The organism is Nocardiopsis sp. JB363, from assembly GCF_900143625.1.
In the GTDB taxonomy this organism is placed as follows: Bacteria; Actinomycetota; Actinomycetes; order Streptosporangiales; family Streptosporangiaceae; genus Nocardiopsis.
This window is the reverse complement of the sequence record NZ_FRFF01000067.1, coordinates 1-23756: the sequence shown is the minus strand read 5'-3', so window position 1 is coordinate 23756 and position 23756 is coordinate 1. Positions and strand designations below refer to the sequence as shown.

The following is a 23756-nucleotide window of genomic DNA, read 5'->3' as shown; positions in this document are numbered from 1 at the left end:
GACCCCTCCCTCCCCCCACCGGTCCGGGTGTTGTGCTTCTCCGTGGTCAGCGGGCGGGGTGGTGGGCGGCTACCAGGAGTTCGACGTTGCGATCGGCCGGGGACCCGAGGTCGGCGGGGTCGGCGTACAGGTCGTTGACCGACAGTTCCCGGTAGAGCGAGGCGAGTCCGGCGGGGGAGAAGTCTCCGTGGTCGACCTGGTAGGGGCTGTCGGCCTCCAGAAGGGTGGTGAACAGCGACATGGTCCCGTCGGCGTTGTCGACGATCTCGATGCAGCGGGCCAGTTGCGGGTGGTCGATGTGCGAGGCGGTGTTGATCTCCCAGAATCCGCGCTCGGGGCCGGCGGAGGTGTGCGCTCGCACCTTGTTGTGGTGGGTGTGTCCGTTCACCCAGGCGAGCACGTTCGGGTAGCGCTTGAGCATGGCCACGAGGATCTCGCCGATGAAGCGGATCTCGGAGGGGCGGCGTCGGTCCGGCAACGGGTTGTTCATGGTGTCGCTGGTGTGGTGGCTGAACAGCACGAACAACTCGTCGGTGACCTGCTGGGTGCGGCGGCGGCCGAGCAGGTCGTAGTAGACGGAACTGGAGGCGCGCAGGGTGCTCTCCAACCAGTCGTACTGGGCCTTGCCGATCGATCCGTTGGCGAGCCCGGCGAGGGTGGTGGTGTCCAGGCTGATCCCGGTGACCCCTTCGGCGATGGGGAAGGTGTAGAAGCAGTCCACCCCGTCGGCGTTGGCGTCGGTGAAACCGTGCCCGACCGGTCCGGGGCCGGTGTTGGCCTCGTCCAGGTGCGCGGCGACGAACCCGGCCGGGTCGAAGGGCATGCGTCGCTCGTCGGGGGTGATGGTGGCGATGATGGAGGCGGCCTCGACCTGTCCGGCCGAGTCCATCCGTTCGATCTCCCGGGGCAGCTCGCCCACCTGCTCGGGTTCGGTCTGCGCTTCCGCCGCCTGTTCGGCGACCTCGCCTTCGGCGAACATGATCTTGCGGTCGCCGACGAAGGACTCGGTGAGAGTGCCTGCGGGCAGGGTCCCCGAGGGGGTGTTGTCGTGGTTGCCGACGGTGCAGTACCAGGGAATGTCCAGACCGGGGCTCTGGAACTCGGCCAGGGCCGCGGCCCAGAAACCCGGCAGGAGGGGAAAGCCGCCCTCCGTCTTGTATCGGTCGGCGAGGTCGCTCTCGGGGTGCCAGTACAGGTCCGCGCCGCAGTTCTGCACCCCCTCGTAACCGGATGAATCACCGGTGTTGGGGGTGACCGATCCGCCGTTGAGGATCGCCATGAGCCAGTCGAGTTCGACCTGTTCGTGGTTGTCGGTGTTGTCGCCGGTGGTCATCATGAAGTCGAACGGGCGGCCGGTGACGGGCCCGTTCCGCAGTGCGTTGACCCGGGAGACCAGTGCGGAGGCGCCGATCGAGCCGAGGGTCTCCTGGGGGCGGTGGGCGCCGGAACCTAGCAGCGGGTGGGTGTATTCGAACCGCACCGGGCTCTGTGCGTCCATGATGTGCAGGTCGGTGAACTGGACGAAGGACGCCAGCGGGGTGCGCCGGTCGTCCCGGTCGCTCTGGGCGGCCACGAGGTCCTCGCGGACCTCGATGGGCCAGCCGGGTCCGGAGCTCAGCAGCCGGTAGCCGTCACCGACGGCGGTGCCGACCTCGGCGAGGGTGGTGCCCTCCGGCGCCACGACTCGGTCCAGGGTCTGGCGCATGAGGCTTTCGTGGGCGGCGGCGGAGGTGGGGAGGGCACCCAGACCCAGGGCGCCGCCGAGTCCGGCGGAGGTGGTCAGGAGGAATCCACGCCGGTTGAGGGATGCCATGCGTAGCCGGTGTCCTTTCGGGGGTGCGGGGACGCCCTCATTGAAGAACATCCGGTGCGCTGGGGCAATGGGTGGTGAGGGCATCCTGTCCACCCTGAGGAGGGGGGAACGGGGGCGGATGGGTAGGACCACCGGTTCGGCTCGCACCGAACCCCGGTCGGTGACGGTCGGTGATGGTCCGGTGTCCACCTGCGCGCCGTCTGTGCGTCCCGGCCCGTTCGCCCGACCCTGTCGAGCCCGTCACGAACATGAAAGCGTTTCATGTCTGGCCGGAAGCGGCCGGCTCCGCTCGACGTCGGCCATGCCCCACCGGTGCGACGCCCGTACCGGGGCACTGCTAGCTTTTCGTGGCGGAAAGTGGCCAACGGGTCACAAGGTCACGAGCTGGGCGGTGCGGGTTGGCGCGCGAGCGGGGCACGGAGAGCGTTCTGGCATGGGTCGGGGCGGGCGCGGTCGCGGGGGCGTTGCCCCTGGCCGCGGCGACCGTGGCCCTGCACTGGTCGGAGACGTTCGAGAAGTTCGGCTGGGGCTGGTTCTGGGCCTGCCTGATCGGCGGGATCGCCCTGTGGCGCAGGGTGCACTGGAAGCGTGATGCCCCGGACCCGACACGCGGCTGGGACTACGTGGTCGGCATGGCTATCGCGGCGACCCTCGTGTGGCTCATCGCGGGTCACGTGATCGCCGATGGATGGCACCGCATGGGGATCGTGGTCTGCGCCCTCGCCGTTGGTCTGCTGCTCATGCTCACGGTGGTGCGGCGCCCCTCCCTCGAACACCGTCCCCGCTCCCTGACCTCCTTCGGCGCGGGCGCGCTGGTCGTGCTGCTGGTCGGGACGATCCTTCCGATGCTCGTCGAGGAGGACGACCGCTCCGAGCCCCGGCACGTGATCGCCGAGGACGCGCCCGAGGCGGCGCCGGTCCCAGAGCGGGTCGCAGAGGTCGGTTGGAGCTGGGAACCGGAAGGGTCGGCGGGGATCGAACGGGTCGTGCGAGGGGAACACGGGCCGTTGGCCGTACTCGGCGACGGAGTGGTGTCCCTGGACGGGACCGACGGGTCGCAGGTCTGGTCGTACCGGAGACCCGCGGGGGAGTCGGTGAACGTCCGGACCGCCTACGGGCAGGTGTACCTCACCGACACCTCCGGGACCACCGAGGTGCTCGACCGGGCCACCGGGGAGTCGAGGGCGGAGTACACCGGGGTTCCGAACGCGGACTCCGAAGGAGACGTCGGCCGCGTCATCGGTTGGTCGGGCGCCGTCCGCGTCCACGACGACCAGCGTGACGGGGAGCCGGGGATGAGCGCCTGGGACGCGGAATCCGGCGAGGAGCTGTGGTTCCGGAAGCTGTCTCCCGAAGAAGGGCTCGTCTGCGAGGGGAGGGCGCCCAACGTGCGCCGGGACACGGTGGTGTACGCCGTCGCCTGCGTCGGAGAGGACGACTTCGCCGCATCGGACTCCTCACTCCTCAACCTGGACGCGGCCGAGCGAGCGGCGTTCAGGATCGTGTCCGTGGACCTGCGCACCGGAGAGGAACTGTGGAGCCACGAACGCGAGGACCGGGAGGAGATGTTCGTTCCGCACTACCCATGGATCGGCCCGGCACAAGGGGACGGGGAAAAGGTCCTCGTGGTGGGCAAGGAACCGGGGTACGGGCCCGCACTGCTGCTGGACCCGGAGACCGGCGAGGAGCTCCTGCACCTCACCAATGAGCGGTCGGAAGTGGAATTCGTGCTGGACGCCGACGCCGACGGCGCGACCGTGCTCTATCGCAGGAACCACGGGGGGACCGAGATCCTGCACATCGACATGGAGGGGAACCACACCGAAGTGGTCGAGGAGGGTGGCGCCCACCTCTCTCCTTACTTGGAGACCTTCGCTCTGCTGCCGGATCAGGTGCTGGCCTTCAGCGGGCACTACTCGGACTACGAGGAGCGGGCCCAGATCCTGGTGGCCTCGCCCGGGGGAAGGCTCGGCGAGGGGCTGGACAACCGGATCTCCCTGGAGAGTCGGAAATCGGTGGAACAGTTGGTGGCCACTCCCGGTGGGGTCACCGTCCTGATGGACGAATTCTCGGACACGCACCTGGAAGGGCTGGTGCCGTGATGCGGGAGAACCGTGGGATCGATACGGCCGTGTTCTGGCGGCTGTTCTCCTGGGCGGGCACCGGCGCCGTCCTCGCCGGGGCCCTGGCGATCGCGACCGTGCTGTTGCTCGGACCCGGTGCGACGTGGATCCAGTGGGGCCTGTGCGGCGCGGTGGTGCTGCTCGCCCTGGTCTGGGCGCTGCCGGGCGGCGAGCAACCGCCAGTGGATCGGTACGACCCCGAACCGGGCGAGGGCTCGGGGCCCATCCGGGTGGCGGCCGCGCTGGTCGGATTCCTGTCGGTCCAGGTGGTGTTGCGGGAGCTCGCCGAGCCAGAGGGGCCGCGAGAGGCCCTGATCGATCACACGTCGGTTTCCCAGCTCTGGTTTCTGGGTGCCTTGGCACTGCTGGTGGGCGCCTTGGCCCTCGCCGTTTCCGGACGCCCCGACCCCCGATGGCCCGCCTCGGGCCGGCCTCGGATTCAGGCACTGGCGGCCGGGCTGGTCCCGATCGTGGCGCTGTCGGTGTTCGCCGTCCCCACGGCGCTGGAACGCGATCGCACCGTGCACACGCTCGCCGGACCGCTCGACCGGACAACGTCTGCGGCGTCCACCTGGGAGTACCCCTTGGAGGACACGGCCGGTGCGGCCGAGGTGGTCGCCACGGCTTCCGGTGCTCTGGCCATCACCGACCAAGGGGTGCGGGCCCTGGACGTTCGGGACGGCACCGAGCGCTGGCGGTTCCAACCGGTCGGCGAGGTGCTGTGGGCCGACGCCGACTTCACCGGCGAGCGGGTCGCGGTGCTGTACCTGGACGAGGGACGGAAGGAATACGAGCAGCGCTCGCTGGCCGTGCTGGAGGCCGAGACGGGAGAGCCGGTCGGTGACCACCGGATCCACGCGCAGGTGGAGAGTGTGCTCCTGACCTCCACCACGTTCGTGGAGGCGCGGGCGAGTGGTTTCACTGTGCGGGCACAGGAACCGGGCGAGGAGGAGACCCGGTACCTGCCGAAGGAGGGGTGTGAGAAGAGCGGCGCCCCGATCCTCGCGGGCCCCAGGATCCTGGTCCCGGAGGAGTGCGAACCGGACGACGACGAGCAGCGGTATCAAGTGCGGATGTTGTTGGAGAACGGTGAGTCGTTCGGTACCCGCGAGGTTCCCGGCCCGGTGACGGAACTGGTGCCGGCCCCCGACGCCTGGGCCACGGTGGTCCGGTACGGCGGCGACGAGCCGGGTTCGCTGGCCTTCCAGGGCAGAAGCTCCAACATGTTGGGCGAGGACCTGCCCGGCGACGTGGTGGCCCTCGAAGGCGAGCGGCTGATGTACGCCGAGACCAGCGACGACCGGGTGGAGTACCGACTGCTGAAGCCGACGGTCGCCGGGGACGATGAGAAGGTCACCGAGCCCGAGCTCCTGGAGAGCCTGGAATTCACCACTCGGATTCCGGACCCGGACAGCGTCGTCGCGAACGCCGAGCGGTTCGCCGCGATCGATGAGGAAGCGGAGGCCCTGCTCGCCGGCGAATGGGGATCCGAGCCCACCGAGCTCCCGCTCGACGGTTCGCTCCTCAGCGTGGCTCTGGCCCCGGACACGATCGTGGTCTCCGGACTTTCCGCCGACGGCCGCGCCCACGTCATCGGCGTACGCCCCTCGACGAACGGAACGGAACAGTGACGCAAGAGAAACGACCGGGGGCGCTGCGCAACGCCCTGACCTGGTTCGGCGCCGGACTGGTGACCGGCGCCCTGCTCTGGCTCATCGTCGTGGCCTCGCTCTACGGCGGGGGAGCCTTCAGCGGGAGCTTCTGGTGGGTGGTCTCCGCGTTGGCGGGGGTCCTCGCACTCGTCCTGGTCGTGAAGCGACGAGACGACACCGGGTACGTGTTGCGCATGATCCCCCTGGCCGTTGTCGGGTCGTCGGTGGCCGTGCTGACCTTCCCTCGGGATTCCTTCGAGGCCACCACACGCGACGCCTGGGCCTTCTCACCCTCTCCCACCGAGGTGCACTTGTGGGTGGCCACCTGCGCGATCGGCTTGGGATGCGCACTTCTGCTCTTCTGCCTGCGCCGGCCCGACCCTCGGCCTCTGCTCCGCTCCCTGCCCTTCGCCGGCACGGGCGCGCTGACCGTGGCCCTCACCGGGACACTGGTCGGTACGGTTCTTCTTCCCTGGGTCCCCCACCAGGTGGCCGACGACCTCGCCGACCCCGCCCCGATCCCGGCGAACATCACCCGAGTGGGCTGGGAATGGCGACCGCCCATGGGAGCCGAGGTCACCGACGTGTTCCCGGGCAGCCACGGGCCCCTCATTCTGCTCCGGGACGGCGCAGTGGCCCTGGACGGGACCGACGGGGCCGAACTGTGGTCCTACCGGCATCCCTACGACCCCGTCGACGACGTGTGGGTCCACGAGGAAAACGTGCACGTACGGCACCAGGTAGGTACCGACGACAGCGGCGAGGACCTGTTCGAGATCGTCGCGCTCGACTCCACGACCGGCGAGGTCCTCGACGAGGACTCCGACGCCGTCCAGCCCTTGGGCGGTGGAGTATGGGAGCACGGTCGTGAACTACTGGCGGAGGCCCTGGACCTGCCCGAGGGGTGCGAGGTCTCGCAGCACTTGGTCCAGGACCAACTGCTGATCGGTGCTCTCCGCTGCCCTGAAGATCCCGACACCGCCACGATCGTGGCCGTCGACCCGCGGCCGAACACCGAGGTCTGGCGCACCGAGTGGGATGCGCCTCCTGAAACCAACGGCCCCAGACCCATGGAGACCCCCACCGCCTGGGAAGGGAGGCCGATCGTCGTGGACGACGGCCCGGAGGGACGCACCATCGTCTTGGATCCGGCCACGGGGGAGGAACTCGTCACCCTTCCCGAGGGGACCGAGACCGATGACTTCCACGGCGTGGTCCACGCGGATTCGCAGGGGAGCGTCGTCGCCTTCGACACCGGCCAGCTGGAGTACATCTTGTACCGGTCCGACGCTTCAGGCGAGATCACCGACACCACCGTGCTGACGGAAACCTTCCTGGGGTACCAGATCGGCTCGGAAAGGATGGCCGTTCTCGACGACGCTCTGGTGATCGCCGAGACCAACGGTGTGGACGAGGACTACCCGGAAGTCACCGTCCAGGTGGCCCCATTCGGAGAGACGACCGGCTGGGGTGAGGGAATCGTGTTTCGAGAGGACCGAATGATCGGTACAGCATCGAGCAAAGCGACGCTCACGCCAACGCCCGGTGCGTTGATCTTCCTGAGCGAGGACGAACAGTCCCAGCTCCTCGAAGGACTGGTCCCCTGAACCGGACCGGCCACCAGGAGGGGTTCCTGGCTCGAACACCGCTCCCGATACGGTATGGTTTTCCCTGTTGGCGAAGCCGCAGGCGCCGCTCAACGGACGGGACGTAGCGCAGCTTGGTAGCGCACTTGACTGGGGGTCAAGGGGTCGTGGGTTCAAATCCCGCCGTCCCGACAGAGCAGTAGCAGGTCATAGAGGGGTCCACCGTTCGGTGGGCCCCTCTATGTTTCTCCGATGGGGTATCAGCCCACGTCGTCGAGGATCTCCTCGGTGCGGGTGCCGGTGACGATGGAGGTCACCAGGTAGGCGTACCACTGGGTGCCTTCCGCTGCCTTGAGCACCGCCACCGCTTGGTCCAAGGCCTCGACACCGTTCAGGACCGCGCCTGGCAACGGGCGCTGCCACAAGAACGTGAGATCGGTACCGCAGACAAGCGCTCCAGGAACTATGACAAACCGGATCTACAACTGGAGTACCAGACCGAGGGAAAGTCATTGTCCGTCGATAATGGCGGTCCTGCAAAGGATATTATCGGCATCAAGGGTGACCGGTACCGGTCACCCTTTGGGGCTGATGGTGCCCGACGGTGGCCGTCTCGATAGGCTGCCGGTGTCCCCAGCAGCACGCCCGTGAGGTGGAGTCACCTTTGTACGACGATGATCCCGCTCACCGCACTGGCCCCGAATCCGTAACGCGCAATGCGATCAACGGCGATATCAGCGGACAGTCCAAGGTCGTCCAAGCCCACCGGATCGAGAACGTCGCCTTCCATACCCATTTCACCAGGGAGGGTCGTCCCTGGTCCCCACCCCAGGCCCCCGCCGCCCCACTCCGACACAACCACGACCTTCCCCTGGCCCAGCTCTGGGACGGAGTGTGGCACAACCACGAACACACCACCCTGGCCGTGGTCGAAGGCGATCGTCCACGCCTAGGAGGCAGCACCGTCTGCCGGGCCGCTCTGCGGCTCTACAACGACTCCCATGAGGAACGCTTCCCCGGCGGTTACTACTCGGTCGACCTCCGGCGCGACGACAGGGCCATCGCCATCACCTCGGTCCTGAGTCGCCTGGGCTTCACCGACGCGGAAATCCCCACCGACCCCTCGGCCAGGGAGCGGCGCCTTCGGGAGGAACTGGGTTCGCGCGGCTCTCTGGCCGTGCTGGTGGACAACGCCGACCGCTTCGAGGACGTGCTGCCCTTCCTCTCCGAGGCTCCGGGCAGCCTCACCCTGGTCTCCGCCAACGCGACCTCGAATAGGTTCCACGAACGCGAGTCCTGGGTGCGGGAACGGTTGTCCATGGTGGAGGAGCTCCCGGTCTGGGTACCACCCATGACCACCGACGAACGCATCGGTGTCCTGGCTCTACACGCCGGGATCAGTGAGATGGACACGAACCTGCGCGACATGGCGCGGGTCATCGTCGAGGCGCTGGGTCACGACCTGGGCGCGGTCAAGGAGGCGGGGCGCCGGATCAGGTACCGGCGCGCCCGAGGTGAGGACGGCCTGAGCATGGAGCACGCGGCCATCAACAGGGGAGAGGACACGATGGCGGACCCCGACGGGCTGGACGGACTCACCGCACGGCAGCAGGTACGTATCGCGGAACTGACCTGGCATCCCGACACGGACTTCGGGGCGGGCGTGGCGGCTGCCCTCTGGGCCTGCGCCGTGGACGAGGCCCGCACTCTGCTCGACGACCTGGTGGAACGCGGTCTTTTGGAGGGTGCGAACGGCTCTGGGCAGAAAACGCGCTACCGCTTCGCGCAAGCTCGGCAAGCGGAACGGATCCGCAACGGCCAAGGGCTGTCCGTTGACGTGAACACCGCGTACTCGACCATTGTGCGTTACTACCGTGACCTCGCCCGAACCGTGCACGCCGCGCTCTCACCCCACCGGTGGCTCTTCGATCAGCCCGGCCCCGTCGAATCGATGCTGACCGGGGGTGAGGCCCGGGAGGTGGCCTCAGCCGAGCGGAACACCCTGCGCACGGTCATCTTCGACGCGGCCAGGCAGGGGCACCACCTCCTCGCGTTCGAACTGTGTGAGGCCTTCTGGGCGTACTGGTTCCCGCAGGGCTCCTTCAGTGAGGTGGTCGACACGCACACTGCCGTGCTCGACGCCGGCTGCCTGGACTCGGCCCGGCGCTCACGCCTGTTGGTGCAGCGCTCGATCGCCTACCGCAGAGACCGCGAGTTCACCTTCTCCGAGGCTGACGCGGTACGCGCCCTCGCTCTCGCCCGTTCGGCGGAGCCCTTGCACGACTTGGCCCTGCTGACGGCTCTGGAGGCGCGCGGAGACTGCTACCGGGAACACACCACCACCGGGAACGAGAGTGAAGCAGACCTGCGCGCCGCGGAGGAACACTTCGCGGAGGCGCTCAGGGTCGCCGAAGGCCTGTCTCCGGAGGATGTCCGTGCGGTGGCCAACGCGATGCGCAAGGTCGCTGAAGTCCGGGATCGGCGGGGTTCGCGCACCGAGAGCAGGTACCTGCTGGAGCGGGTCGACGAGCTGTGGCGGACCCGGCTACCCGGCGATCTGCACAACCTGGCGCGTACGCTCACCGCCCGAGGGGATCTGGAGTTCCGAGCCGGTGACCCGGACCAGGCTCTCGTGCTGTGGTCCGAGGCGCTCGAACTGCATGAGCGGACCGGGGACCGACGCAGGATCGCCGACCTGCGAGTCAGGCGCGCCGACGTGTTCGAATACCCGGATCGGGCAGCCTGCCTGGAGGAGCTACGGGCAGCGTTGGTCCTGTATGAGGTGACCGGGGCCCTTCCCCAAGCCGTCACCGTACGAGAGATGCTCGAAGCCCTCCAGAACAGGAGCTGATCGAAGGCCGACCCTAGCTACGGGGGACGTGGCCTGGGGCGGGGCAACGATTGTCGTGATCAGCCGAGGACCGCTTCATCCTGTCCAACGGTCTGACGTGGACGTTGATCGAGCTCTCGCCCACGCGAACGGTGAACACCAGAGCGGGCGGAGCGAAGTCGTGGTCGACCCGCACCCGCCAAAAGGCCGAGGCCAAAACCTCCGGGTCCGCAAACGGCTCTTGCGGGGTGAGTTGGTAGTGGAGCCCGTCACGGGTCAGGAGCAGACAGGTGTCTCCTTCGGGTGCCGCGGCCAGGGCGCTCTGCCGGTTCCGCTCCAAGGCCGCGCGCAGCCGTTCCCAGACGGTGGCCTCGCCCTCCTCGCAGATCACCAGGTCGGCTCGGTCCCGGGCACGGGGGTCGGGTTCGTCCTCGCGCACGACCAGATGGGGACGGTACAAGGCCGGGGAACCGCCGGGGACCAATACTTCCGGGTGCCGGGATACCCGCACCGCGGGGCCCTCGTTGACAGCGGTGGCCAACAGCGGGGCCGTCTGTGCGGACCGGGGCCATTCGAGCCGGTAGGGAATCGGTGGATCGGGTGGCAGAACGCGCACGGGGTGTGCGGGTTCGGGTAGATCCAGGAGCTGGTAGAGGGTCGCGCGCAGGATCTGGCCGGAGCCACCGGGGACGGAGTTGAGCTGGTCGGTGAAAGAGGCGAACCGGTCGGGTGTGTGGTCGGCGGCGTCGTTGAGTATTTGGGGCAGAAGCGGTCGGTCGGTGCGCAACCGGGTGGCGGCACGGCCGAACCCGGCGATGGGGGAGCCGCCGGCCATCTCGTGATGGGGAAAGGTAGCGAGCATGGTGTGGGTGCCCTGGGCCGCGCCGTAGAAGGTGACCGAGCCGTGGTCGCCGATCACGTGGTCCGCGGCGACCAGCGCGGCTTGCCAGCCCTGGCGGGGCGGCAGGACGCGGAGCCCGGCGCGTTCGGCCTCGGCCAGCCAGGCGCGCACCTGCCAGGTGCCGTGGCCGTGCCAGACGTTGGGGTGCAGGGCGAGGGCGACCCGGTACTCGTCCACGGGAAGTTCTGCGAGGAGCCGGTCGAGGAAGCGGGGCCAGGCACCGAGGAGTGAGGTCGGCCCCCAGGTGGAGCTGACCAGGATCAGTTTTCGATTCCCGGTTTCGAGGTGGTCGCGATAGCGCTCACGCCAGGGCAGACCGGCGAGAATACGGTCGTGGGTGGGGTCTCCGGCGACCAGTGCCGAGTCTACGGCTTCGGGACAAGCAGCGAGGAGACGGTCGAGCTGTTCGGTATGAGAGAGCACAAGGATCTCAGGGACCAGCTCCCCCTCCTGAAACAGGGTAGGGGCGGCGAGGCCGAAAACTGCTTCCGGAGAGCTCGTCTCGTCACCGGTTTCCGGTTTCCGGTTTCCGGTTTCCGGTTTCCGGTTTCCGGTTTCCGGTTTCATGATCTTATTGTATCCGGCACCATGGGAAAATGCTACCAGAGGGGCTTTTATATGATGCAGATCATCGCCGTAGCTGGCGGTGATAGCGAGATCGAATTCCTCTTCCATCGCCTGTTCCCAGGGGGCGATGATGGCGCCGATGTCATTGAGGAATTGGGTGACGCCCTCGCGGAAGTTGGAAGTGCGGGCTCGGGTGAAGACGACCTGGATCCGGGGGTCGGATTCGAAGAGGGGAAGGATATCGAGAAGGCGTGTCAGGGCGGTGACGGTGTGCACCACCACCAGCACGCGGTGGCTACCAGGCGCGGTGGACCAGCCGGGGGCCGTCCCGATGGGTACCCTCAGCCGCTCCTCGACCGACATACGCTCTCCCGCCCTTTGTGTTCCGGTTCGCTCCGGCCCGCGACGGAACAGAGTACCGAACACGTGTTTCCAGTGGCGACCCAGGTGAGAGACCACGGGCGGTTCGCCGATTGCGGAGAGTGTCCAGGTGGCCTGGCGGGCCGCTCGTGGACAGCGAACACGGTGCTGCTGGTGCCAAAGGGAAGGAGAGCGTCTCTTGCCACCGGTGCGAGTGCTGGAGGCGTGGCCCCGACCGGTCGGGGCTCGGTTCGGTACAGGCCCTCTGCATCCACATCCCCTCCAGCGGCGTCTCCCCGGTGACGCGCACCCCGGACCATGTCTTGCGACCGCAGGGCCTTCAACGCGTGAGCGAGAGGTCCATTCGCAGGTGTGCCCTGATCGAAGTGGATCGCCACCCCCTCCGTGAGAGGAGGGCCTCGGGTCCCCTCACATGCGTTCGGCACCGTTCCGGATGGCGTCGCGGATGCGGGGGTAGGTGCCGCAGCGGCAGATGTTGCGGATGCCGTCCAGGTCCTCGTCGGTGATCTGGCGGCCCTCGTCGGAAGCGCGCCGCACCAAGTCCACGGCCGTCATGATCTGGCCCGGTTGGCAGTAGCCGCACTGGGACACGTCCTGCTCCAGCCAGGCTTCCTGCATCGGGTGCAGTTCCTGGCCAACGGTGTCGGGGAGACCTTCGATAGTCGTGATCTCGTCGGACTCCTCCAGGGCCGAGACCGGGACGGTGCACGGGGTGATCGCCTTGCCGTTGAAGTGGCTGGTGCAGGCCTGGCAGACGCTGATGCCGCACCCGTACTTGGGTCCGGTGACACCGAGGAGGTCGCGCAGTACCCACAGGAGTCGCACGTCGTCGGCGACGTCGACGGTGACCTGTTCACCGTTGAGGCGGAAGGTGTGCTCGGGCATGGGGGTTCTCCTCGGTTCAGACCGCGTCGTCCAGGCCGTCGGTGGGGGATTCGGGGATCGGGGGCTCCGTCGGGATGGGGTCGAAGGACAGATCCCCGTGGTTGATGGGGAAGGTGGTGGGCATCGTGCCGGTGGCCCGACCGTAGGCACAGGCCACGGCCGCGTTGGCCGGGGCGACGGCCAGTTCTCCCGCGCCGCCGGGTTCCCCGTTCGCCGGCATCACGACGACCTCCATCTCCGGCGGCGTGTTCCACTGGCGGGTGTAGAAGTAGTTGTCCCAGCTCGCTTCGAGGAAGTGGCCGTCCTCCAGGTGCAGACCGGAGGTCAGGGCGAGCGCGATGCCGTCCATGATCCCGCCCTGCATCTGTGCCTCCAGACCGCGCGGGTTGACCGCGAGACCGACGTCCACGGCGCAGACCGCCTTGGTCACGCGTGGGCCCGCCACACCGTTGCGGATGGGTCGCTCGATGGTCTCGGGTCGGCAGTCGATCTCGACCAGCACCGCGCACACGGACTTGTACTCGTGCATGAACGCGATGCCCTGCGCGGTGTCCTCGGGCATCTCCCGGCCCCATTCGCCGACCTCGGCGACCTTGTCCAGGACCGCGCGGGAGCGCTCGTCGTCCAGGAAGTCGCGCCGCAACTCGTAGGGGTCGCGGTCCCACTCCCGGGCGAGACGGTCGACCATCAGCTCGCGGGTGGTGAGGACGTTCGGGGAGTAGACGTTGCGCATGCTCCCGGTGTTGAAGCTCCGGTTGGTCTCGTTGAGCAGCCGGGTGCTGAGACCGAAGTCGTAGGACGTCGCCTGGGAGAGCTGGAAGAACACCTGGGAGAACGTGCCGTCCAGGCCGGGCACCTGCGCCGCCATGGCGGTCACCACGTCGCCGAACCCGTGGCTCAGGTCGGTGGCGACGCTGGTGTGCCGCTGGTCGTAGCGCAGCACACGGTTCCGGGTGTGGGAGATGCGCACGCGTGAGATGGCCATCGGCTGGGTGCGCCCTTGGCGGGTGTCGTCGGCCCGGTGCCACATCAGCTTGACCGGCTTGCCGAACGCCTTCGAGGCCTCCGCGGCCTCCAGTGCGGCGTCGAAGAACAGCTTGCGCCCGAACGAGCCACCGCTCTCGGTGACGTGCACGGTCACCGCGCTCTGGCGCAGACCGAGCAGCTTGGCGATCTCGCCCTGGGCGACGATCGGGGACTTGAGCCCCGACCAGATCTCCGCGCTGTCGGACCGTACGTCGGCGATCGCGCAGTTCGATTCCAGGGCGCTGTTGTTGCGGAAGTGGAAGGTGAACTTCTCCTCCAACCTGGAGACGCCCGGCAGGGGGAGCGGCATGCGCGGCTCCGCTCCTTCCAGTTCCCGGAGCACGTCCGCGTCGGAGAGCCCGTCGGCGCTGCCCGACGCCCACGAGACCTCCAGGGCCCGCACGGCGTCGATGCACTGACCGAAGGTCCGCGCCCGTACCGCCACGCCCGTGGAGATGGTCGCGACGTCGGTGACGCCCGCCATCTCCAGCACGGTGTCGGCGTTGGCGACCGACGCCGGTGTGCCGTTGATGGTCGGCGCCCGGCACACCATGGTCGGCAGGGCGTTCTCCACCGCCAGGTCCATGGCGAACTTCTTGCGCCCGGTGACGGCCTCCAGCGCGTCGATGCGGTTCTGGGGTTCTCCTACGTCGTTGAACGCCTGCGCCGACTTGAGTTCGACGTCCACCTCTTCGTCGGTCTCGCTCGCGGCCTTGGCCGCCAGGGTCCCGATGTCGGCGCTGTGCCCCGACTCGTCGGAGATCACGCCGTCTCGCAGGGTGAGGGCGCCGACCTCGGATCCGAACTCGTCCGCGGCGGCCTCCATGAGCCGCAGCCGTGCGGCGGCTGCCGCGACCCGGATGGGGGTGTAGGTCGAGATCGTGGTGTTCGAGGCGCCGGTGAGCTGGTTGAAGAGCAGTTCCGGTCGGGCGTCGGCCAGGGTGACCCGTACCCGGTCCAGTGGCAGGTCCATCTCCTCGGCGATCAGCATGGCCGTGGAGGTGGTGATGCCCTGGCCGACCTCCGCCCGTGGCAGGGCGAACGAGACCGTGCCGTCGTCGTGGACCTCGACCGTGATCGACAGCGAGGTCGGTTTGCCCGCCAGCGTCATCACGTCGTTGAGGTCGACGATGTCCGTCAGATCGGCGGTCTGTGCGTCCTCCGCCTCGGCCGCCGCGGGTAGGACCGGTGCGGCGGCGGTGACCAAGGTGGCCCCCGCCAGTACGTATCCGAGAAAGCGGCGTCGTGCGACGACGTGCGCGCCGGGTCGCGGCACGGGGGATGCTCCGGGTTCGCTCATCGACTCGATCTCGCCATTCCTTCGTTGCTGGGCCACGGCATGGGTCCGCGGCACGGTGGGCGCCGTGCCGCGGACCCGGCGAGGCGGATCAGTAGTCGGGGTTGTTGGTGGTGGGGATCTCGATGCTGATCGGTTGGAGCTCGGAGAGGAAGAGCAGCATCGCCCGGCGCAGGAACTCGTCGAAGGTCCAGTAGAGGGTGCTGGTGCCGGGGAACCGGTCGAGCACGCCCTCGCGGACGGCGACGAACGGGTCCCAGAACGTGTTGAGCGCCCGATCCCAGACCCGCTCCTCGGGCATGGAGATCCCCAGCCAGCCCAGGTCGGCCATCTTGTCGTAGACGGTCTGGCTGTGCGGTTCCCGGCCGTGGTCGGTGAGCGCGTCGCGCTGGTCCTTGGTGCCGAATTCGTTCTGGCAGAACCGGTTGATCGACTCGACCAGGTCCCTCTGCTCGTCGGTCAGGGCTCGTGGCATGCCGTGCCTTCCATCACCGTTGGATCAGGAAACTCCGACCATTGTCCTCAGGCTATTGTCAATGTGTCAATAGTGCTGGAAGGTCATCCATGTAGGGCTGATCGGGTACGCTTCCAGCGTTCGCGACGGTTCAGATCAGTGAACTCCGGGTAGGGTCGGCCGGTGCATCGGAGGTACTTTTGCGGCCGGTATTAGCACCCCGTCAACCCGGGGGAAGGAGTGGAAGATCATGGGACCTCCCGTGCAACGGCGGCGGCTCGAACCCGACCAGAGGCGTTCGGAGATCCTCACCGTGGCCCGCAGGATGTTCGGTGAACGTACGTACTCGGCGGTGTCGGTCTCCGAGATCGCCCAGGAGGCGGGGGCCGCGCGAGGGCTGATCAACCACTACTTCGGTGGGAAACGACAGTTGTACCTCGAAGTGGTGCGGCAGATGCTGGTGGTGCCGCCCTCCGTGGCCGAGAACCTGCCCCGGACCACGATCGAGGAACGGATCTCGATCTGCGTGGACCGGTGGTTGGACTTCGTCGAACGCAACGCGGAGATGTGGCTGTCGGCCATCGGTTCCGAGGCCATCGGACAGGATCGCGACACCGAGAAGATCATGCTCGAAGCCGACGAGGTGGCCACCGACCATCTTCTCCAGGCCGCCATGATGACCGACGTGGTCGAGGGGCGGGAGAAACTGCGCGCGATGGTCCGCGCCTACGGGAGCATGCTCAAGGCCGCTTCCAGGGAGTGGTTGGTGCGGGACGCGCTCAGTCGTGCGGACCTGCACGTCATGCTGACCAAGACGATTCTCTACCTGTTGCGGAGCGTCTTTCCCGCCGTGCGCGAGGACGCGTCGGTTTGATGGGCCGACCGGCGGCCACGGCGGATGGACCGCGTGGCCGCCGGAATCGCGGGGCCGGGTCAGCGCGTGGGCGCGCCGGGGTGATCCACATTCGTACGAGGCGTCACCAGTCGGTCCGCCAGCTCGGTCAGGCGCTGTCCGGCCACCCGGGGCAGGAGGACCCCTTCGACCAGGTCGACGTGGTCTCGCCAGGTGTCGGGGACCGCGTCGTCGCCACCGGTCGCCCCGCACAGGGCTCCCACCATCGCGGGCAGACTGTCGGACTGGCGTGGGAACAGGGCCGCGGTCTGTAGGCCGGACGTGAGGTCGCCTTCGACCAGGCGTGTGATGGCGAAGGCGAGCGGAAGGGTCTCGGGCGCCACGCCACCGTGGCTGTAGCCGGGTCGTCCGAAAGCGTCGATCAGGCTCGGGACCGTCGCGAACACGCCTTCCGCCCGGCCGGGAACGATGGCCGCGGCGCGTTCGAAGCCGCGGCGCAGCCAGCTGTCGTCCGGAACGGTGCGCTCGGCCTCCGACAGGGCCGCGGCGAGGTCCTCTCCGGCGGACAGGGCGGCGATGGCGTGCGCCATCGCACCCGCCGCCCACACGCCGTCACGGTCGTGCGTGATGCGTGCGTACTCCGTGACCGTCTCGGTGGCCTTTCGGGTGTCACCGGAGTGGAACAGACCGACGGACACCGCGGCCGGCACCGCCCCGTCGTCCCAGTAGACCGGGTTGTCGGTTCCCGTCACCGGCGGGACCCGGCCTTCGAGGGCGTGGAGGACGGCACCCCGCTCGGCGATCCCGCACCAGACGTCCTCGGTGTCCACGTAGTGCGTGCGCCACTCCTGGAACAGCGACCGGAGGTCGTGCGCACCGGCTTCCAACAGGACGAGCGCGGCGGTGGCCGCGGTCTCGGTGTCGTCGGTCCCGCACAGCGGGTTGAGCTCGGTGTGCCCCGGAACGAAGGGCAGGAGGGGGCGGGAGATCCGTTGACGGTCCAGGTCGACGTTCTTCTCCCACAGCACACCGCGACCCCAACCGGCGCGGGCGTGACGGTGGTATTCCGCGGGCAGGCCCAGGGCGTCGCCCATCGCCAGGCCGAGCAGGGCGCCGCGAGCGTTCTCAGGTCGCATTCTCGTACTCCTCGTTCCCTTGGGAAGCCTCGTACAGGGCGTCGGCCAGATCCACCAGGTCGGTGCCGGCGGTCGCGGTCACACAGACTCCGGAGACCTGCCTGACCTTGGTTCGCCACGCTCGGGGGATGGCGGTCTCACCGTGCAGTGCTCCGGCCATCGCCCCCGCCATGGCCGCGATCGTGTCCGAGTCCCGACCGATGTTGACGGCGCTCACCACGCTGGGGACGAAGGCGCCCTCGGCCGCGGCGAAGAGCCCGAAGGCCAGGGCCACCGCCTCGGGGGCGCTGTCGGGCCAGGGGTAGTGGAAGAGCGGGATCCGACGGTAGAGTTCCCGCTCCGCTTCGGCCATGCCGGCAGCATGGGACGCCACGTCCAGGGCCTGCCGAAGGAGCCTGGCGGTCCAAGTGTCCTCGGGCACCGCGGCGAGGCCGGCGGCGATGACCTCGGTGTGGTCGTCGGTCACCAGAGCGCGCGCCACGGCCGCGGCGATGGCCTGTGCCCCGTAGATCCCGTCCGCGGCATGACTGACCTGGGCGTCCTCGCGAGCCAGTCGGGCCGCCTCCACCGGATCACCGGCGCACAGGACACCGATGGGCGCCACCCTCATGGCCGCGCCATCGCTCCACGATTCGTGGTTGTCGTTGCCGCTCACGGGCGGGGCGACCCCGGCCCGGAGATTGGCGATGGCGCCCATCTCGCTGAAGCCGGCCCCGTGGAACCCCCCGTCCTGCGACAGCACGGCCCGTGTCCATACGGCCGCGACGTCGTTCGAGGTCAACCGGCGACCATGGGCGAGCAGCCCCTGGGCGCACAACACCGCGTACTCGGTGTCATCGGTTCCCGAGGCCTGGGTGTGGAGGAATCCCTCGACACGTCCGTGTGCGGCGTGGATGGCCTCCGGGGTCATGCCCTCGGTGGGTGCCCCCATGGCGTCGCCGACGGCCAACCCCAACAGTGCCCCTCGGCACCGGTCACGCGTGACCATCGGATTCCTCTCACATCGTTTTGCATAAGACGGACCAGGATGACACGAGCTCAGGGCAGGAGCAAAAGGGAACATCGGTTGCTTGTTTGACAGTTCGAGGTGATTTCGACACCATGAGGCTCGGAAATTTGCAAGACGTTTTGCATGCATCGAAGTGGGGACGATGAGCAAGGAACACCGCGTCGGCATCGCCGATGTCGCAGCCGCCGCCGCGGTGAGTGTCACGACCGTCTCCCACGTTCTGAGCGGGCGCAGGCCGGTGAGTGAACGCACCAAGGCCAAAGTGCTCAGGGTCATCGAGGAACTGGGGTACCGCCCCGATCCCTCGGCTCGGGGACTGCGCACCGGCCGTAGTCACGCGGTCGCCCTGGTCGTCTCCGACGTCACCAACCCGTTCTATCCGCTGATGGCGGCGGGGATGCAGGAGGTGCTGCAGCCCGAGGGGTTCCTGATCTCGGTCTGTACGGCCCAGGGGACCACCCAGGACCTGGACTCGGTGATCGATCACCTGCTGAACCGCAGGGTCGACGGTGTCGTCCTCGCGTCGCTGAACGCGCAGGACCGTCACTTCAACGACATCACCGCCGCGGGTACCGCGCTGGTGCGACTCAGTGGCGAACTGGATCCGCGCTTCGGTGACATCGTGCGCGCCGACGACACCGGTGGTATGGCCGATGTGGTCGCACATCTGCTGGAGCGCGGCTACCGCAGGATCGGGTTGGTCAACGGCGAATCCGACAGTGCGCCCGGGCAACTGCGCCTGGCCGGCTACCACCGGGCCCTTCGCGAGTTCGGCCTGGACGTGGACGAGGACCTCATCGTCACGGAGTCCTTCACACGTACCGGAGGGGCGAACGGTTCGCACACGTTGTTGAACCTGAACCCGAAGCCCGAGGCCCTGGTCTGCGGAAACGACCTGATGGCCGTCGGCGCCATGGACGCGATACGCGAGAGGGGACTGACCGTCCCCGGCGACGTCGCCGTCACCGGCTACGACGACATCGAGGCCGCCTCACTGGTGACGCCGCGACTCACCACCGTGCACAACCCCGCCTTGGAGATAGGCCGGGCCTGTGCGCGTCTCCTCCTCGACCGCCTCTCCGGCACCCCCAGCGAAGGCGTGCGCGAGGTCGTGCTCCCCCAAAAACTCATCGTCCGTGAATCGACCTGACGACCCCAAAGGACCCCCGTGACCTACCAACTTCCCCGCCGTGACATGTTCAAGCTGGCGGGAGGAGCGTTCGCCGGAGCCTGGCTCCTGTCGGGCTGCGGAAACTCCGGGGGCGGGTCCTCTTCCGGTGTCGAGTACTGGGGTGCGTTCCCCACGCCCGAGACCGAGGAGTACTTCCGCTCCCAGTTCATCGATACCTTCAACGAGTCCAGCGGGCACTCGGTGAGCATGTCGACCAAGCAGCTCACCGACCTGGCCTCGCTCACCGACACCGCCGTCTCCTCCGGGAACGCCCCGGACATCATCTACTCGCCCGGCCCCTCCACCTCGGTCAACTACGCTCAGGGCCTCAAGACCCTCGAACTGGACGACTACGCGACCGAGTACGGGTGGGAGGACCGCCTGCTGCCCTGGGCCACACAGCTGAGCCGGGTGGACGACCGTATCCACTCCGTCCCCACCAGCTACGGCTCCATGGTCCTGTACTACAACCGGGCCGTCTTCGAGGACAACGGCTGGACGCCTCCCACGACCAAGGCCGAGTTCGAGGACCTCTGTGAGGACGCCGACTCCAAGGGCATGATCCCGGTCGGCGCGGGCAACAGCGGCTACCCCGCCCAGAGCGAGTGGTACCTGACCTGCCTGCTCAACGCCGGACTGGGACCGCACTTCCTGTACGACGTGCTCACCGGTGACCGCGACTGGTCCGACCCGGTCGTGGTCGACCTCTTCAAGTCGATGAAGTCGCAGCTGGACAAGGGGTGGTGGGGCGGCGGTGCCGACCGTTACTTCACCAACACCGACCCCGACATGTGCACCGGACTGGCCACCGGTGACGTGGCGATGTACATGAGCGGTACCTGGAGCTTCAGCTCCATGGGGAGTTTCTTCACCGACTCGGGCAACGACCCCGAGGACTGGGACTGGGCACCGCTGCCCTCCCTGGCCGACGACGTCGACCCGGGTGTGTTCCCCCTCGCCATCGGAACCGCGCTGTCGATCGACTCCGGCAGTTCCGACCCCGACGCCGCGGCGGCGTTCCTGGACCACATCATGGGCGACACCACCCGTTCCCTGGAGTACCTGGCCGTGCAGGGGGAGAACCCGCCCCCGGTCGCCTACGAGGCCTCCGACTTCCCCGAGGACACCGACCCCAGGGTCCAGCGCCTGTACGAGGAGATCCCCGCGTCGACCAACCTCGGCTACGCGAGCTGGACCTTCCTCCCGCCCGAGACCAACACCGCGCTGTACACCGAGTTCGACAAGGTCATCACCGGTGACCTGTCGCCCGAGGAGTACGCGGCGGTCCTGGACTCGACCTTCCACCAGGAACTCGGTTCGGGCGCGTCCCCCGCCCCGTTCACACCCCAGTAGACAGGGAACGGAAAACACCCACCGGATGTCCACCACCACTTCCGTGGCCGGCGGGGGAACAGCCACATCGCGTCCCTCGCCGGCCCGCACCGACAGGCGTCGCCGCCTGACCGGGTTCCTGTTCCTGGCGCCTCTGTTGATCGTCAACGTCCTGGTGATCGCCGGACCGGCGTTGACCTCGGTGGCGTACTCGTTCACCGACTGGGACGGGATCAACACCCCGTCCTTCGTCGGGTGGGCGAACTACGCCGCGTTGGCCGGGGACGAAGCCTTCGTCAACGCGCTCGGCCACAACCTGTTGTGGACGTTGTTCTTCCTCACGGTGCCCATGAGCATGGGCCTGTTGGGCGCCTACCTGCTCAGCCGTATCCGCCGGGGTCGGCTCCTCTTCCAGACCCTGTTCTTCATTCCGTACGTGGTGGCCACGGTCGTCTCGGCGGCCGTCTGGCGGCAGATCCTCAGCCCGACGGCCGGGATCATCCCCGTCCTGGATTCCTTCGGGGTGCCGGGAATGAGCGACCTCAACCCGCTCGGTGACCCGGAACTGGCGCTGGGCGCCATCGCCCTCATCAACAACTGGCAGTGGTGGGGCTTCCTGGTCCTGCTCTTCCTCGCGGCCATGCAGTCGGTCAATCCGGCCCTGTACGAGGCGGCCCGTCTGGACGGGGCGGGACGCTGGCGCGAGTTCTGGCACGTCACCCTGCCGGGCATCAGGCCGACCCTGGTCTTTCTGCTGCTGATGACCATCATCTGGTCGTTCCTGGTCTTCGACTACGTCTACATCCTTACCCAGGGCGGCCCCGCCGGTTCCACGGACATGCTGAGCACCCTGCTCTACCGAACGGCGTTCGGTGAGGGCCGCGCCGGTCACGCCTCCGCCGTAGGCGTCGTCATGGCCCTGATCAGTGCCACCACCATCGCCGGTTACCTCGTGCTCCGGCGCCGACTGCGCTGGGAGGTGTGATGACGTCCGTATCGGAACGGCGCGCGCCGCGAAGGCGACGTGCGACCTCCTCCCGGGGAGGTGGGCCGCTCGTCTACCTGGTTCTCGTACTACTGGCCCTGTACGCCATCGGCCCGATCCTGGTCCTGCTCTTCAGTTCGCTGAAGAATCCGGCCGAGATCAGTACCAACCCGATGGGTCCGCCCGCCGAGGCGATGTGGGACAACTTCCTCACCGCCTGGCAGAACGCGAACATGGCGGCGGGTCTGTCCAACAGCCTGGTCATCGTGCTCGCCACGGCGGCCGGGGTGTGCCTGATCTCCGGAATGGCCGCCTACGCCATGGTCCGGTTGGACATCCCGGCCCCCGGCGCGCTCATGATGTACCTCCTGGTGGTGACGGCGCTGCCCATCCAGCTCTTCCTCGTTCCGCTGGTGAACTGGTGGACGCGGTTGGGCCTGTACGACACGCAGATCGGGCTCATCCTGATCTACTGGGCGATCTACAGCCCGTTCAGCACCCTGCTGCTCAGGTCGTACCTCATCGCCATCCCGCCCGACTACGAGGCGGCCGCCCGCATGGACGGGGCGGGGGAGGGGACGGTGTTCTTCCGCATCGTGCTGCCCCTCATCTGGCCCGGTGTGATCACCGCCGGCCTGGTCGCCGCGCTCCAGGCCTACAACGAGTTCCTCCTCGCGGTCACCTTCATTCAGGACAACGAGGCCCTTCCGGTGTCGATCTCGTTGTACTCCTTCCAGCAGGGCTTCACCGTCAACTACGCCCTGGTGAGCGCGGCCGGGATCATCATGATCCTGCCCGTACTGGTGTTGTTCCTGGTCCTGCAACGTCGTTTCGTGGAGGGCTACGCCTCCACCGGCATGGCGAACTGACCATCAGGGGCGGCCCTCGGGCCGTCCGATCCGCGGATCGAGAGGCGGCCACCGTCCTGGGCCGTCGTCTCGGCCGATCGGGGGATCCGGGGCCCGGACGGTGCACCGTCCGGGCCCCGAACCCATACACGATCAAGCACGGGACGGGGACCTCTTATACTCGGGCCGATGATGGGGTGGATCGGGGAGCGGGCGGACCGGGCCGCGGCGTTGACGCGGCACAACGGGCAGTGGTGGTGGGACCGGCGGCAACGCGTCGCCGACTGGTGCTTCGCCCTGTTCACCCTGCCCTTCAGCGGGCTGATGATGGTCGTGGGGATCACCGGAGAGCTGGGACTGCTCTCCACCCCGCTCACGGCCTTCCTCTCCTCCCTCGCGGAGCAGCGCTGGTGGCTGCTGTCGATGGGCGCGCTGTGCTTCGTGGTGCCCGGGATGCTGGCCTCGGCGGCGATGCTGTGGCGTCGGAGTCATCCCCGGTGGCTGATGCTGGCCGGGTTGCTGTTGTTGGTGCTGTACGGCGACCCGATCCCGCTGATGGTGGGGCTGTACTCCTACCCGGCCTACTTCAACGACCGCAAGGTGTTCATCGGTTGGTTGGCCCTGAGCTGTCTGGCCCACGGCCTCGTCTTCAACGCCTCGGTGGCCCACTACACGCTGACCGGGGTCTTCGACCTCCTCATCCCCACGGTCGCCGGGTTGTGGATCGGTACGCGGCGGGAGCTCGTGGAGCGGTTGCGAGAGCGGACCGAGCGGTTGGAGCGTGAGCAGCACTTGATGGCCGAGCAGGCGATCACTTCCGAGCGCACGCGGATCGCTCGGGAGATGCACGATGTGGTGGCGCACCGGGTGAGTCTGATGGTGTTGCACGCCGGTGGCCTGGAGGTGT

At 68.1% G+C, this 23756-nt stretch carries 18 protein-coding genes and 1 tRNA gene; 11 read left to right on the top strand and 8 right to left on the bottom strand.

The annotated features are described in order from the left end of the window. Nucleotides 1–46: 46 nt before the first annotated feature. Entirely contained in the window at nucleotides 47–1813 is a 1767-nt protein-coding gene (locus BQ8420_RS10420) for a TIGR03767 family metallophosphoesterase (RefSeq protein WP_087097804.1), read from the bottom strand. A gap of 398 nt (nucleotides 1814–2211) precedes the next feature. On the opposite strand from BQ8420_RS10420, the gene BQ8420_RS10415 reads away from it, so the two are divergent. From BQ8420_RS10415 to BQ8420_RS10400, 4 genes are all read left to right on the top strand, one after another. Continuing rightward, nucleotides 2212–3915, top strand: a complete 1704-nt coding sequence (locus BQ8420_RS10415) for a PQQ-binding-like beta-propeller repeat protein (protein ID WP_087097802.1) — start codon at nucleotides 2212–2214, stop codon at nucleotides 3913–3915. Next, nucleotides 3915–5567 carry a PQQ-binding-like beta-propeller repeat protein gene (locus tag BQ8420_RS10410; RefSeq protein ID WP_087097800.1) on the top strand — a complete coding sequence of 551 codons (1653 nt, stop codon included), beginning with the start codon at nucleotides 3915–3917 and terminating at the stop codon, nucleotides 5565–5567. Before BQ8420_RS10415 ends, BQ8420_RS10410 begins: the two co-directional genes overlap by 1 nt. Beyond that, nucleotides 5564–7195, top strand: a complete 1632-nt coding sequence (locus tag BQ8420_RS10405) for a PQQ-binding-like beta-propeller repeat protein (RefSeq protein WP_087097797.1) — start codon at nucleotides 5564–5566, stop codon at nucleotides 7193–7195. The genes BQ8420_RS10410 and BQ8420_RS10405 overlap by 4 nt, the downstream gene beginning before the upstream one ends. A gap of 97 nt (nucleotides 7196–7292) precedes the next feature. Next, a tRNA-Pro gene (locus BQ8420_RS10400) sits at nucleotides 7293–7366 on the top strand. 68 nt (nucleotides 7367–7434) lie between these two features. Here BQ8420_RS10400 and BQ8420_RS31850 read toward each other — a convergent pair. Continuing rightward, a complete protein-coding gene (locus tag BQ8420_RS31850; RefSeq protein WP_160049292.1) occupies nucleotides 7435–7599 on the bottom strand; it encodes a hypothetical protein in 165 nt (54 codons plus the stop codon). Nucleotides 7600–7838: 239 nt separating this feature from the next. On the opposite strand from BQ8420_RS31850, the gene BQ8420_RS10395 reads away from it, so the two are divergent. Then, nucleotides 7839–10025 carry a tetratricopeptide repeat protein gene (locus BQ8420_RS10395; protein WP_087097795.1) on the top strand — a complete coding sequence of 729 codons (2187 nt, stop codon included), beginning with the start codon at nucleotides 7839–7841 and terminating at the stop codon, nucleotides 10023–10025. Between the two features lie 13 nt (nucleotides 10026–10038). On the opposite strand, the gene BQ8420_RS32290 is transcribed toward BQ8420_RS10395, so the two are convergent. From BQ8420_RS32290 to BQ8420_RS10375, 4 genes are all read right to left on the bottom strand, one after another. Beyond that, the gene (locus tag BQ8420_RS32290; protein WP_235006047.1) at nucleotides 10039–11835 is read right to left on the bottom strand and encodes a hypothetical protein; all 1797 of its coding nucleotides are present in this window, start codon (nucleotides 11833–11835) and stop codon (nucleotides 10039–10041) included. A 426-nt stretch (nucleotides 11836–12261) separates the two neighbouring features. Further along, on the bottom strand, nucleotides 12262–12738 hold the full coding sequence (locus tag BQ8420_RS10385; protein WP_087097793.1) for a (2Fe-2S)-binding protein: 477 nt from the start codon (nucleotides 12736–12738) through the stop codon (nucleotides 12262–12264). A 16-nt stretch (nucleotides 12739–12754) separates the two neighbouring features. Next, nucleotides 12755–15064 carry a molybdopterin cofactor-binding domain-containing protein gene (locus BQ8420_RS10380; RefSeq protein WP_087097791.1) on the bottom strand — a complete coding sequence of 770 codons (2310 nt, stop codon included), beginning with the start codon at nucleotides 15062–15064 and terminating at the stop codon, nucleotides 12755–12757. A gap of 88 nt (nucleotides 15065–15152) precedes the next feature. Further along, nucleotides 15153–15536, bottom strand: a complete 384-nt coding sequence (locus BQ8420_RS10375) for an acyl-CoA dehydrogenase family protein (protein ID WP_087097789.1) — start codon at nucleotides 15534–15536, stop codon at nucleotides 15153–15155. 229 nt (nucleotides 15537–15765) lie between these two features. Between BQ8420_RS10375 and BQ8420_RS10370 the strand changes: the two genes are divergently transcribed. Beyond that, nucleotides 15766–16389: a TetR/AcrR family transcriptional regulator gene (locus BQ8420_RS10370; RefSeq protein ID WP_087097787.1), complete on the top strand. Its 624-nt coding sequence runs from the start codon at nucleotides 15766–15768 to the stop codon at nucleotides 16387–16389. A 59-nt stretch (nucleotides 16390–16448) separates the two neighbouring features. On the opposite strand, the gene BQ8420_RS10365 is transcribed toward BQ8420_RS10370, so the two are convergent. Both BQ8420_RS10365 and BQ8420_RS10360 read right to left on the bottom strand, forming a co-directional pair. Further along, nucleotides 16449–17504 carry an ADP-ribosylglycohydrolase family protein gene (locus BQ8420_RS10365; protein ID WP_087097785.1) on the bottom strand — a complete coding sequence of 352 codons (1056 nt, stop codon included), beginning with the start codon at nucleotides 17502–17504 and terminating at the stop codon, nucleotides 16449–16451. After that, nucleotides 17494–18492, bottom strand: coding sequence for an ADP-ribosylglycohydrolase family protein (locus BQ8420_RS10360; protein ID WP_087097783.1), 999 nt, complete (start codon nucleotides 18490–18492; stop codon nucleotides 17494–17496). The genes BQ8420_RS10365 and BQ8420_RS10360 overlap by 11 nt, the downstream gene beginning before the upstream one ends. 163 nt (nucleotides 18493–18655) lie before the next feature. On the opposite strand from BQ8420_RS10360, the gene BQ8420_RS10355 reads away from it, so the two are divergent. The 5 genes from BQ8420_RS10355 to BQ8420_RS10335 form a co-directional block, all read left to right on the top strand. Beyond that, nucleotides 18656–19663 (top strand): LacI family DNA-binding transcriptional regulator, encoded by a 1008-nt coding sequence (locus tag BQ8420_RS10355; RefSeq protein WP_087097781.1) that lies wholly within the window; start codon nucleotides 18656–18658, stop codon nucleotides 19661–19663. 18 nt (nucleotides 19664–19681) lie between these two features. Next, nucleotides 19682–21037, top strand: a complete 1356-nt coding sequence (locus tag BQ8420_RS10350; RefSeq protein ID WP_087097779.1) for an ABC transporter substrate-binding protein — start codon at nucleotides 19682–19684, stop codon at nucleotides 21035–21037. A gap of 25 nt (nucleotides 21038–21062) precedes the next feature. Then, the gene (locus BQ8420_RS10345; RefSeq protein ID WP_200815882.1) at nucleotides 21063–22001 is read left to right on the top strand and encodes a carbohydrate ABC transporter permease; all 939 of its coding nucleotides are present in this window, start codon (nucleotides 21063–21065) and stop codon (nucleotides 21999–22001) included. Beyond that, on the top strand, nucleotides 22001–22870 hold the full coding sequence (locus BQ8420_RS10340; RefSeq protein WP_087097777.1) for a carbohydrate ABC transporter permease: 870 nt from the start codon (nucleotides 22001–22003) through the stop codon (nucleotides 22868–22870). The genes BQ8420_RS10345 and BQ8420_RS10340 overlap by 1 nt, the downstream gene beginning before the upstream one ends. 168 nt (nucleotides 22871–23038) lie before the next feature. Further along, a partial coding sequence (locus tag BQ8420_RS10335; protein ID WP_200815881.1) for a histidine kinase occupies nucleotides 23039–23756 on the top strand: 718 nt, incomplete at its 3' end.